At 48.4% G+C, this 12574-nt stretch carries 13 protein-coding genes; 4 read left to right on the forward strand and 9 right to left on the reverse strand.

Annotated elements, in window-relative coordinates:
• Positions 1–12: 12 nt before the first annotated feature.
• Positions 13–513 (reverse strand): nucleoside deaminase, encoded by a 501-nt coding sequence (locus CRG97_RS18390; RefSeq protein ID WP_098746688.1) that lies wholly within the window; start codon positions 511–513, stop codon positions 13–15.
• Positions 514–719: 206 nt separating this feature from the next.
• Between CRG97_RS18390 and CRG97_RS18395 the strand changes: the two genes are divergently transcribed.
• From CRG97_RS18395 to CRG97_RS18405, 3 genes are all read left to right on the forward strand, one after another.
• Positions 720–1061, forward strand: a complete 342-nt coding sequence (locus CRG97_RS18395; RefSeq protein WP_098746044.1) for a hypothetical protein — start codon at positions 720–722, stop codon at positions 1059–1061.
• 63 nt (positions 1062–1124) lie between these two features.
• Entirely contained in the window at positions 1125–2831 is a 1707-nt protein-coding gene (locus CRG97_RS18400; protein WP_098746046.1) for an ABC transporter ATP-binding protein, read from the forward strand.
• 256 nt (positions 2832–3087) lie between these two features.
• A complete protein-coding gene (locus tag CRG97_RS18405; RefSeq protein WP_071218526.1) occupies positions 3088–3435 on the forward strand; it encodes a hypothetical protein in 348 nt (115 codons plus the stop codon).
• A gap of 71 nt (positions 3436–3506) precedes the next feature.
• On the opposite strand, the gene CRG97_RS18410 is transcribed toward CRG97_RS18405, so the two are convergent.
• Together CRG97_RS18410 and CRG97_RS18415 are read right to left on the reverse strand one after the other, a co-directional pair.
• Positions 3507–4160, reverse strand: coding sequence for a response regulator (locus tag CRG97_RS18410; RefSeq protein WP_076321731.1), 654 nt, complete (start codon positions 4158–4160; stop codon positions 3507–3509).
• Positions 4157–4984 carry a sensor histidine kinase gene (locus tag CRG97_RS18415; protein WP_098746048.1) on the reverse strand — a complete coding sequence of 276 codons (828 nt, stop codon included), beginning with the start codon at positions 4982–4984 and terminating at the stop codon, positions 4157–4159. Before CRG97_RS18415 ends, CRG97_RS18410 begins: the two co-directional genes overlap by 4 nt.
• A 240-nt stretch (positions 4985–5224) precedes the next feature.
• Here CRG97_RS18415 and CRG97_RS18420 point away from each other — a divergent pair, with 240 nt between their 5' ends.
• On the forward strand, positions 5225–6070 hold the full coding sequence (locus tag CRG97_RS18420) for a chemotaxis protein (RefSeq protein ID WP_098746050.1): 846 nt from the start codon (positions 5225–5227) through the stop codon (positions 6068–6070).
• Positions 6071–6112: 42 nt separating this feature from the next.
• On the opposite strand, the gene CRG97_RS18425 is transcribed toward CRG97_RS18420, so the two are convergent.
• From CRG97_RS18425 to CRG97_RS18450, 6 genes are all read right to left on the reverse strand, one after another.
• Positions 6113–6589, reverse strand: coding sequence for a GNAT family N-acetyltransferase (locus tag CRG97_RS18425; RefSeq protein ID WP_098746052.1), 477 nt, complete (start codon positions 6587–6589; stop codon positions 6113–6115).
• 75 nt (positions 6590–6664) lie between these two features.
• Entirely contained in the window at positions 6665–8527 is a 1863-nt protein-coding gene (locus CRG97_RS18430; RefSeq protein WP_098746054.1) for an ABC transporter ATP-binding protein, read from the reverse strand.
• A complete protein-coding gene (locus CRG97_RS18435) occupies positions 8524–10311 on the reverse strand; it encodes an ABC transporter ATP-binding protein (protein ID WP_098746056.1) in 1788 nt (595 codons plus the stop codon). The genes CRG97_RS18430 and CRG97_RS18435 overlap by 4 nt, the downstream gene beginning before the upstream one ends.
• Before the next feature lie 237 nt (positions 10312–10548).
• The gene (locus CRG97_RS18440; RefSeq protein ID WP_098746058.1) at positions 10549–10794 is read right to left on the reverse strand and encodes a hypothetical protein; all 246 of its coding nucleotides are present in this window, start codon (positions 10792–10794) and stop codon (positions 10549–10551) included.
• Between the two features lie 439 nt (positions 10795–11233).
• Positions 11234–11869, reverse strand: a complete 636-nt coding sequence (locus tag CRG97_RS18445; protein WP_098746060.1) for a nitroreductase family protein — start codon at positions 11867–11869, stop codon at positions 11234–11236.
• Between the two features lie 122 nt (positions 11870–11991).
• The gene (locus CRG97_RS18450; protein WP_098746062.1) at positions 11992–12441 is read right to left on the reverse strand and encodes an RrF2 family transcriptional regulator; all 450 of its coding nucleotides are present in this window, start codon (positions 12439–12441) and stop codon (positions 11992–11994) included.
• Positions 12442–12574 lie beyond the last annotated feature (133 nt).

A 12574-nucleotide genomic window follows, 5' to 3' on the forward strand; every position in this document is an offset into this window, starting at 1 on the left:
CCGGTTTTATTATTAATATTTGATTTTGCGCTCAGCAGAGCTCCACGCTTGAAATGGCAGTAAATAATCCTCTGTTTGAACCTGCTTCATAGGGATGGAGCGCTGGTCCATCGGCATCGCGATTTCATCGTATATAAAATGATCATCGAATCCGATCTCAGCCGCATCCTTCTTCGTGCTTGCATAATAAACGGCATCGGGCCTGGACCAGTAGATGGCCCCCAGACACATCGGACAAGGCTCGCAGCTGGTATAAATCGTACAGCCTTTTAATTGGAAATCCTCCAGGTGCAGACATGCTTCCCTTATGGCTTGCACCTCGGCATGAGCCGTCGGGTCGTTCAGCGCGGTAACCAGATTCCGGCCCCTGCCAATCACTTGACCCTCCTTCACCACAATCGCTCCAAAAGGACCACCCTCCACAAGTTGAACGTTTCGATGGGCCTCTGCAATCGCTTGACGCATCCAGTACTCATGATGATGTTCACTCACAGTGTACAGCTCCCTTCCCATGTTCATTCTGATCCCGGTGTGCGTATTCATCATCCATGACAATCTCCTGGGACAGCTAATTATCATCATAGCATATCTACCATCGATCTCCTCAATTTTTCCAATCCAATGGAGAAAAACAGATTGACGAATCGTATACAAATGTATACAATCACTTTAAGTGGTATACAAACGTATACGTTATTATCGTTGAGGAGGTTGATATTATGCTCCAAGAGGAACAGGATACATCGAGTCAAGAACGGTCGGAGCCTCGCGACCGAGATAACCACCGGCACGGCGGGAGACACGGAAGACGGCGTGAGGAAGGCCACGGCGGCAGGGAAGGCGGCAAGATGGCGCAGACGTTCCGCCGGGGGCGCGCGCTTTCTTTTCTCGACAATTTGGTTGTGAAACGGGAGACCTTGAAGAAGCAAGTCAATGACCCGGACTTTGAAGCCATCAGAGAAGTAGTCAGCGGAGAGTTGAAAGCAGTAGACCAGATCATTCAGGAGTACATTCAGGCTTTTGAGCTGTATGATACGAAACCATCGCAAGACAGCCCCTAATGGCTGTCCGCTAATCTTAACCCAATAACCCTGACAGAGGTAGAACCTGGAGTGTGATAATTCTTGATCAGAAAGTTTTTTTCGTACTATCGGCCGTACAAGGGATTGTTTATTTTGGATTTTACATGTGCCGTTATTGCCGGACTGCTGGAGCTTGCTTTCCCGCTTGCCGTCAGCAAATTCATTGACGATCTGCTGCCAAGCCAGGATTGGCCGCTTATCCTGATTGCCTGCATCGTCCTTCTCTCCATCTATGCGCTGAATACCGCGCTGCAGTACATCGTAACTTACTGGGGGCATATGCTCGGCATTAATATCGAGACGGATATGCGAGAGAAAATGTTCTCCCACATTCAGAAGTTATCCTTCCGTTTCTTTGATAATAACAAAACTGGACATCTTATGGGGCGCATCACGAATGATCTTAATGATGTCGGAGAAGTAGCCCACCATGGACCGGAAGATGTATTCATCGCCGTTATGACGCTGCTCGGTTCCTTCTCCTTAATGGCTTACATCAACCTGGAGCTAGCGCTGCTTACCTTTATCATCGTGCCGCTGATGGCATGGCTGATCATTAAGTTCGGCAGCAGAATGACCACGACCTATCGTCAACTGTTCCGTAATGTAGGGAATTTCAATGCCCGCATCGAAGACAATGTTGGCGGTATCCGTGTGGTCCAATCGTTTGCAAACGAAGAGCATGAGAATAAATTATTTCAGGAAGAGAACAAGCAATTCCGGGCCACCAAACTGCTGGCTTATAAAACAATGGCAAAAAGCTCATCCATCAGCTACATGCTGATGCGTTTGATCACGGTATTCGTCATGATCTGCGGCGCGTGGTTCTTCATCCAAGGCAAAATTGAAATGGGTGAATTCATGGCCTTCCTGCTGCTCTCCAACATCTTCTTCCGTCCGATCGAGAAGATCAATGCCGTCATTGAGAGCTATCCCAAAGGCATTGCCGGCTTTAAACGCTACCTGGAGATTATGGATACCGATCCAGAGATCGCCGATGTACCTGACGCCGTATCCCTGTCCTCAGTGCGGGGAGATATCCGCTTTGAAGGTGTTACCTTCGGATACGAACCTTCTCGAACGATACTGAATAACATACATCTCACGATCCGTGCTGGAGAAACGGTCGCGTTTGTCGGACCGTCCGGCGCGGGAAAGACAACCATCTGCAGCCTTCTCCCCCGCTTCTATGATGTGGATCAGGGCAAGATCACGGTGGATGGAATCGATATCCGGAATATCAAATTGCAAAACCTCCGCAAGCATATCGGCATCGTGCAGCAGGATGTGTTCCTGTTCTCCGGTACGATCCGCGACAACATCGCTTATGGCGATTTACATGCAACGGACCAGCAAATCTGGGAAGCCGCACGGCGTGCTTCGCTAGATGAACTGATTCGAAGCTTGCCGGACGGTATGGAAACGGTGATCGGGGAACGTGGGGTTAAGCTGTCTGGCGGACAGAAGCAGCGCCTGTCCATCGCGAGAATGTTCCTTAAGAATCCACCGATCCTGATCCTGGACGAGGCCACGTCGGCACTCGACACAGAGACGGAAGCGCAAATCCAGAAGTCCCTGGCTGAGCTGTCCGTCGGCAGAACAACGCTGGTAATCGCTCACCGACTGACCACCATTCAGAGCGCGGACCGAATTATCGTCGTCAATTCCGATGGTATTGCCGAGCAGGGAACGCACCAGGAATTGATTCATTCCGGCGGTGTGTACAGCAGGCTTCATCAAGCTCACTAACGAAGCCAACGATCCAATGTTATACATGGATATTAAACTGAAAGTCATGAAATTCCGCAACAAATATGTAAAAGGATGACTCCGCACGGAAGGGAGTCATCCTTTTTTTCGATAATATACTTATGAATCTAATCGCTATGCCAAGCTGTCATGATATAACACGAGAGAACTTTCGTTTCATTGTCCTTGGATAAAAAAGTTGCCGCGTGGAAACATTAATGGCGTACTACAAAGACATCGTTACAGGAGGCGCTTTATGTTTTATATCTACAGTGTCGGTCTACTTTTCGGCGGGCTGTCGATCATCAACCTTGTCTTCTCGTACCAAACCAAGCATATCCAGCATTTGTTCTGGCCAACGCTGCAGTTTCAGTTATTCATGCTTCCTCTGTTTCTCATTGCCAACATGTGCATCGGATACGGAATCCGTTATGGATATAAAGCCACCGACCAGTTAGGCTATACATTGATCTTCTCCAAATGCCTGGAAATCCTGATTTCGTTAGGAGTGGCTTACTTGTTCCTGAAGGAAGTTCCAACATGGAAAAATTGGGCCGGCATCGGGATCATTGCGCTGGGCATATTCCTTGTTAAACAGAAATGAACGCGTACACTCCCTGGACGTCTCTCTGGCTCGCTTAAAGTCATTCTTTAATATTGACACGGGCGTGACCGTTATCTCTTCCCCATCCACCCTTGTTCAAAGGCATAACGGGTCAGCTGTACCCGATTTTCCAAATGGAGCTTTTGCAAAATGTTCTTCAGATGGTTCTTGACCGTATTCTCGGATATACACAAGGCAACCGAAATATCGCGGTTAGACAACCCCTCGGCTACGAGTCCCAAAATTTCTTTTTCCCGCGCCGTTAATGGACTATTGCTTGGATTCGGCTTGTCATGCTGCGAAAACTCCTTCAGGATACGGAAAGCAAGCTCCCTGCTCATCGGTGCTTCGTCCACGGCAATGGCTTTGAGGTACTCGTGCCATGATTCGGGATTCAGATTCTTCAGCAGATAGCCTTGCGCTCCACGTTTCAGGGCGTCAAACAAATGAGCGATATCGTCGGACACCGTAACCATGACAATTTTAACGTAAGGAAACTTGTCCTTCACTCGCTTGGTCGCTTCCAATCCGTCCATCCCAGGCATCTGAATATCCATCAGGATAATATCAGGCATCCATATTTCGGTCAGCTCCAGCGCTTCCTCGCCGCTTTGTCCTTCGGCCACGACCTCAAAGGTCGGGTCGCTGCTTAGAATGGTGCGAATTCCTTCTCTCGCAAGATCGCTGTCATCAATGATTAACACGCGAAAAGGCTGCTCGTTCATGCGGTATTCTCCTTCCGAATGCTGATTATCGTCTTGTTGTTATGTCTTTCCACCATGAACTTCCAGCCCATGGCCTCGGCCCGGTCCTTCATGATTTTGATTCCATACCGGTTGCTGCCGAGCGGCTTGTCCAAATCAAAACCTTTGCCATCATCACTGACGGAGCAGTGCCAGCTTGAATCCGCCGCTGTCGCGGTTATCTTCACATGGTTCGCTTCGGCGTGCTTATGAATATTCAACAAAGATTCCCTGATTGAAGCCAACAGCTCCACCTTTTCTTTGGCGGACAGCATGGCATCCGGGATTTCCCACTGAACGTCGAAATGCAGATTGGTCTCCTGCTTGATTTCCTCAATTAAGCTGTTCATGCTATGCATCCACGGAATGGCCTGCGGATCTGCCGGATACCGGAGATTAGCAATGGCTTCTCTAACGTAGGTATTGGTCCGGTGGACACTTTCCTTAATTTCCTGGTATGGAATTTCTCCGGTTACTCCCGATTTCTCAATTCGATCAATTTGTGCGTTTAGCAAAAACAAGGATTGGGCGATTCCGTCATGAAGCTCCCGGCCAATCTTCTCCCGTTCATGCATGGCGGCTTGCAATGCCCTGGATTGGTTCAGTTCCTCCTGGTTTCGTTCAATCAATGCGAACAACTGGGTAAGAAACAGTATGGAAACCAAGAACACGATAACAGGTGCCAGCAGATTGCCAAGATCCATCGATATATAAGGCAGCAGGAACTCATGCCGAACATACTCCCAAATGCCAATCGTCAAAGTAGGAATGATCAGAATCAACCATTTCATTTGTTTGTAGGACATACCTTTCCTCCTATTTCAATCTAAAACATGAATATACCCGCCTCTTTACTTATCATGTTACCACTAGATATCCCTTCATTGTAATCAAATTTGGCCATGAACGGAATGACTCTAAAGAGCTACTGACCTTACCGGTTTCACCCGTTCTGTAATAACCTATTTACAATTCGACTATAAATCGCGTATAAAGAGTAAAAGATATCCATTCATTCCATTTCCGATGAAGGGAGCTGCAGTTAGATGAAGCAAAAAATTGCAGTGATCATTGTACACGGATTGGGAACACAAAAGAAAGACTATGCGGATAAATTTATGAAAAAATTAAGAGAGACTTTCTCTCAAACCTCCGGTATTCCGCATGAGCAACTGGCCATGGAGGCTGTTCATTGGGCCGATGTATTCGCGGCACGCGAGTCTGAGTTAATCAGCAGCAGCATTAAACCTTACCGTTTACGTTATCAGCACCTTCGGCAGTACGTGATCCACAATCTGGCGGATGCCGTGGCTTATCAGCCCGTGGAAACCGAAGATCAGAACTATGAGGCCGTTCATCGGACGATCAGTGAGGCGCTGCACCGTCTTGCCCTCTCTGCCGGCCCCGAGGCTCCATTATGCGTGATCTCTCATAGCCTGGGATCTGTAATCGCCAGCAATTTCTTCTATGATCTGCAATTTTCCTCCCGCGGGTATCGTCTGGTCGTTGACCCAAAAGCTCCGCTGGAGCGCGGAGAACTCCTGACCTTATTCTATACGCTGGGAACCACCTTACCATTGTGGAGCATGCGGTACCGCGATTTTGACAAGCCGATCAACGTCCCTTCCGGGCATCTGAAGCACTATCATGATCAACTGCTGGGGGAATGGGTCAATTTCTATGATAAAGACGATATCCTTGCTTATCCCCTTAAGAGTATAAATGAAGCATATGACCGCACGGTGCGAAACGATGTATCCGTTAACGTGGGAAACTGGTTGACCTGCTGGAATCCCCTGTCCCACAGCGGTTATTTCTACAGCAAACCGATTCTGGAGTATATTGCTTCAAATTTGGAAGCTACCTGGCGGAGCGTCAACCAAGTAAAATAAAGCAATGCCGCAAAGACCAGGTGTCTTTGCGGCATTTTTATATCAGATGGCTATATTCATAACCCATTGTTCTCCCGTAGGCCCGATCCTTCTCCTGCCCGTATCTTCGAAACCAACCCGTTCATACAGCTGCTGAGCCGGAACATTCTTATGGTTCACGACCAACACCACTTCATCGCAGGAAGGAAACTGACTTCGAATGAACGATGGCAGCGCAAGCATTCCTCTTCTGGCATACCCCTTACGCTGCTGACGATGGTCAATGGATAAGGTAGTAAGCAGCATGGCATGAGAATTGCTTGTATACTCCTTGACGCGCTCCGTGGCGTGCAGGATAAAGAAGCCGACAGGATGATCATCAGCTAAAATGACGATGGGAAACTGACCTTCCACTAGGTTTAATGCTTCTTTCGGATGAGCGGTAAATTGGACTTGATCATCCGGAAGCTCGAATTCATTCAAGATAGGCAGGTGTTCTGCCGAACGGAATTCCAGCTGAATTTGTTCCGCTTTTTGCATGGGGGGATATCTCCTCTGTCTATGGTGAAATGGATACATCTTTTACTCTATCGATTGCAATCTTGATCTTACTTATTATCCTGTTTCTTCGCCATACCACAGCTGCCGGAAACTTTCGCTTGAAGCCAGCAGCTGTTCTGCCGTGCCTTCAGCCTCAATCTCTCCGCCATTCAACACGATGATATGGTCCGCATGGTGAAGTGCTGCTTTTCGATGTGATACGACAAGGCAAGTCGCCCCGCCGCGCTCGCTGAACAGCCGCTCCCATAACTTACGCTCGGTCTCAACATCCAATGCGCTGGATAAATCGTCGAATACATACAGCTCCGCGTCCCGTACCAGCATCCTTGCGGCCGCTGTCCGCTGAGCTTGACCGCCGGACAGCTTGACTCCTCGTGGTCCTACCATCGTCTCCAGGCCATGCTGCAGATGCTTGATATCTTCTTCCATTACGGCCGCATGGAGTGCCCGGTCCAGACTGCCAGGCTCCTCGGTTATGCCTAGCAGGATGTTGTTTCGCAGTTTATCACTGTACAGCCTAGGAACCTGCGCTGTATATGCACTCTGAGGAGGTATAAAGAAATCAGCAGGCTCTGTTACCCTTTCGCTGTTCCACCGGATTTCACCCTTTTCGGCAGGTAGCAAACCCAGCAATGTGCGAACTAGCGTCGTTTTACCGCTGCCGATCATCCCTGTAACGACAGTAAAGGTACCGCGCTTAAGGGTCAGATTGATATTCGAGATGCCACGGCCGGTTTCCGGATATTGATACGACAAACCTCGCGCTTCCAGCAGCGAGAGAGGAGGTGCCTCAATATAAGCTGTTTCTACGCCGTCTTCGGCTACGGAAATGGCAGAAGGATGGAATCTTTCAGTGGTCAACAAATCTTTCTGTGTCCTACGATTAGGATTAGCTTCCTTCTCTTTATTCTGTTTGTTCTTAACCTTACCGATACCGATATAATTGGCTGCTGTAAGCAGCGAAGCCGGTGCCCCTTGCAGCATGGATTTGATGCGCTGAAAGCTGACGCTCATCTGCTTGTAGTAGGTCATGAAGTTGCCTACGTTCGATATAAGCTGTGTGACAAAAGTTAAATAATATACAAAGAGCGACAAATCCCCAACCGTAAAATCGCCACCACGCATCTTAAGACTCGCAAGCACGAGGATCAATCCTGTGCCGAGGTTAACGGAATTGGTGAATACGGAAGATAAGGTTTCCGTTAACAGCTTATCCTTTACCATGGATTGACGCCGTTTCTCACTAAGGCTTACAAACCGCTCCACTACGCGTTTCTCAGCCCCTGCGACTTGAATGGCTTGCACGTTGGCAAACATTTCGCTAATCGCACCCGTTACCTTTGCCGTCGATTCCCGACTCGCGGCCCTGTATTTCTGGATGCGTGCGGTCGCAATCTGGGCTGCAGTGACCACTAGTATCAAAGGTACGAACACGAGAATCGTCAGCTGCAGATCAATGGATATAAGAATCCAGCTGGCAACGATAACGAATCCGACCAGTCCTAAAGTATCCACGGACCAGCTTGTCGCTTCTTCGGCCTGATCGACGTCATCCCGGAAATTGCTGATGGCTTCACCCGGCGAGCAAGGTATTGCCCGTGCTCCAGGCTCTTTCATTACATGGGACAGCATATTGCGGCGAAGCAAGGTGCTGATGCGGAAGCGGAAATGCACGTCTGTCATGAAACCGCCGAAGATCAGCGCAATCCGGGCTAAAGCAGCGCCAATGAGCAGCACGGCAATCGCCCAAACGCCGTAGGGAAAAGCATATGTACCTTCCAGATGGTCAAAGAAAGCCTTGGTTAACAGTCCGGGGATCAGTGGTGCCATATGGATAAGGGACCATGCCAGCAGGTTGATCAGATATAAACCCGGCCGGTACAGAATCAACCGCCAGAAAAAATGTCTTGTTTTCATGCCAGCACCTCCTCCATTCCAACGGCCAGCATGCGGCTAAACCGTGATTGCGGGTCTAAGGCAAGCTCTTCCCGACGACCACTTTCGAGCATTCGACCATTCTCCAGAATAAGAATCCGGTCGGCACGTTGAACCGTAGCCAAGCGGTGGGCAATGATAATACACGTCTTCTCCTGCAGCAGACGCGTAATGGCTGCTTCAATCCGGTATTCCGTTAACGGATCGAGGCGGGATGATGCTTCATCAAGGATGACAAGACCTGGATCCGTCAGAAAGACACGGGCAAATGCCAACAGTTGGGCCTCACCAGCCGACAGGCTCCCCCCGCCTGAGGCCAGGTTCGTATCGAGCCCTTCCGGAAGCGAAGCATACCAGTCCCCAAGTCCAAGCTCCTCTAGCACGGATATGATTCGGCTATCCGCGATGCCTTCATCAAACAAGGTCAGATTATCACGAACAGTCCCTTCCAAAATCTCAATATTCTGCGTAACCATGGCGACCTTGCGCCTCAGTTCATGAAGCTTGAAGGCCCGGATATCCGTTCCTGCCAGTTCGACGCTTCCCTCTTGAGGATCATAGAAACGCAGCAGCAAGCGGGCGATCGTCGTTTTGCCGCTGCCTGTACGCCCAAGCAGCCCTAGAGTCTGGCCTGGCTCGAGCCGCAGCTGCAGATTATTGAGCGTAGCCTGCCCGCCCTCTTCATATGAGAAGTTTAGGTTACGGAATTCCACCGACAACGGACCTGACGGAAGCGGAGTTCCAGGTCCATCTTTGATCTGGGGCTCGGTTGCCAGCAATTCCCGGACCCGCATCAAGCTGGCATCTGCCTTTTGTAAGTCCTCCAATTGGGTACGGATCTTCTCAATCGGCTTGGCTAACAGCTCGGTATAATAAAATACCAAATAGATGGAGCCGATCGTTAAACCGCCCTGTCCGTTCTTCCACAGTATGGCGCAGACGATAAATGCGGCCGCATTGCCCAGCGCAAATACCAATATCGTTGTACTCCACATAAGGAAAAATCCGATGAATGCACGAACTCGAACCGGCAGCATGCGTCTGGCCATCTCGTAGAATCGGTTCATGACATATCCAGCCGCCCCGTTGGCACGCGTATCTTCAGTACCTTCGAGGTGTTCGCCAATGAATCCGTAGAAATCCGCATTCAGCTCGCGCCAGCGCTTCCATACCGGTATCGCAAATCGCCGGATATGCTGAATGACGTAGATGCTGCCGACAACAAACACCGTCATGACAAAACCAATCCAGAAGTTCTCTCGATATAGAAGAGCCAGGATTCCGATCATAAGGAGCAGATTGCCGAACAGATGAATAATAAAGCTGGAGAAGAAATTGGCAAGCGCATTCACATCGCCATCGACCCGTTCGATTAAAGAGCCGGACGTGTGGGTTTTGTGAAAGCTCATATCCAGCGAGAGACAGTGCTCCGCCAATTCAGCACGAAGCTTGTTGGTTGTCGTCCAGCCCAGATTCTCGCTGTAGTAAGCAGCCGCAATGGAAACGCCTTGTTGGAGCAAGGAAAATACGATAAAAAAACCTGCCGCATAATAAAGGGATGTCAGATTTCCCTCTCCTTGAGCCGTATCGATAAAATACCGGATGATCTGCGGATTAATCAGTTGCAGCCCGATTGAAAATAACAGCAGCATCGTTAGCGCTGCCAGCAGTTTCTTATGCGGGAATACGTATCGGAATAGCATCTCCCGGTACATGCCAATCCCCGCGGTCCTTCGCTTGCTGTTTAATGTGTGATCGCTTTGCATTCGTCTGTAATCCCCCCGATTCAGGTTAACCCTCTTGATAATAATAAGCTTCCTGGGAAGATATGACAAGAACATGGGTTCCTGTTTTTAAAATAATTTACAGCCGATTGATTAGCAACACATCTGTCAGCAATATCGCTCTGATTAAGACTCTTTTGAGCCTACGCCAAAAAGACCAGCCCCCTGAGCATGGGACTGGTCTTCAAAACCGTTTACGTATAGAGAATCAACATTATCTTATGTCTCTGCCACTAATTTTAAGAATTGATTAATCATTTCGGGGGTGATTTCCTGGTTCTCGGGCATTTTGACTGCCGAGCTCTTATTAACGGATTGGATGGCCACATTGGATTTAGCTGCACTTGAAGCGATACCGGATCGGGCTTGTCCATCATGCACATTGTCATGGTTAGCTAACATCATCATCAGAAAAGCACTTCCAAGTCCTAACGACCACATACTCATTTTGTTTTTCTTGTTCATCTGCGTTGCTCCTTCCATCACTTGTAGTGACATACTTAGTATAAGGTCCAAACCTTAACGAGAGATGAAGGCAACCTAAAATCCAGTTAAGTAAAGTGAGGATATGATTATATCCATGAAATTCCATCACCTTTGTAAAACGACCCATATTTTATTGGCAGACGCCAATTCGCGGTTTACATAACATAAATTATGTGATATTCAATGTGGATTACTTCCAAATCTGATCGAGCTTATCCGAATAGAAAGTAATCGTACTTCCAAGTCCAAGCAATGCGCCGCATCGCTCGGGATCTTTCAGTCCGGAAGATCCCTCTCCCTTATATTACCAGACTCCGTTCGTGCTCGTCAAAATCGGCAACAACCACCCTCATCTCTTACATAACCTTCCGATGAGGCGGTTGTCACAAGAATTCCTTATTTCGTTACGATTTAGGTTTTAGATTTCATTCCAGAAAGCAACGTCTTCAAGCGGCAATCTTACCGTTGGCCGACCTGGAGCGGCTGCTTTGCCGATGGCAATCAACATGACGCTGCGGTAATGGGATGGAATATTGAACTCTTCCACGAACTGAACTTTGTTATATCCGCCCATCGGTACGGTATCATACCCTCTGGCACGTGCACTCAGCATCAGCTGCATGGAGATCAATCCGGCATCCACATCCACGATGCTTTCTTTTACGGATTGATCCATATTCGCATAAAGATTTTCGGCCGTATAGATAAAGCGCTGCTTGACCTCTTCGGTCATATATCCCGCTTCTTCAGATATGGAATAAATCTTCTCGCCCTTCTCATACCACTTCATATCTCCCAGCACAGCAATCACGGCCGAGGCTTGAAGTACCTGCTCCTGATTACTGGCAATGGGATGCAGCTTCTTCAAGAGATCAGCATCATCGATCACAAGAAAGCGCCATGGCTGCAGGTTGCTTGAAGAAGGTGCCAGTGTAGCGTCCATCAGAATCGCTTCCATCTCTTCTCTTGGAATCTTTACCGACGGGTCGTATTGACGAACCGAGTGGCGCTCCTGAATCACGGTTTGAAAATCGGGTTTTGTTATTGTAGACATGGTTTATCCCTCCAAAATTATATTGTGCATTTTTTTGCACAGTTTAGATCGCAAATTAACTGTGTTATTTAATGCACAGTATATAGCAGACTGAAATTCTTTGTCAACAACATTTTGAAAGGTCACTGAGCGATGTCCGCAATCGTGCGGGATTCCAGTATTTTCAAAGTACTGTCCTCAATCTCGGATAAAATGCCAACAAAGGATTCCTTGATTTCCTCAGCAAAACAATGACCGGATGCTGCGTCCAGCATACTGTCACTGATTGAGCTGTGGACCTGGAGAATCGAGTACACTTCAGCCAATGTAATATCGCAGGCGTTCTTCTTCAGCCGGTATCCACCATCTCTTCCTTCACGCGATTCAATCATATCGGCTTGCGCGAGTGTTTTCAGCACGCGTCGAATCAACGTCGATTCCGAATGCAGATACGAGGCGATATCGCCGCTTGAGCATTTGCCGGAGTGACGTTCAAGCGTCACAAGCGCCTGCACGGCGAGACTGAAGGTTTTATAGGTGGACGGGCAGGCCATTGTCGATTTCTTGGAAGCCACTTCTTTATTTACGCTCATGTTCCTACCCCCTTTTTAAGAATGAGATTGCCTTTAAACCTTTAATAGGTGTTCTGCAGCAGAAGCAGATGTTCCCATCATAGCTTTTCATTATTGTAACGTAAACCTGACACTCCATCAAGCACAACAAGGA

It is taken from the genome of Paenibacillus sp. EZ-K15 (genome assembly GCF_002573715.1).
GTDB lineage: Bacteria > Bacillota > Bacilli > Paenibacillales > Paenibacillaceae > Paenibacillus_AQ.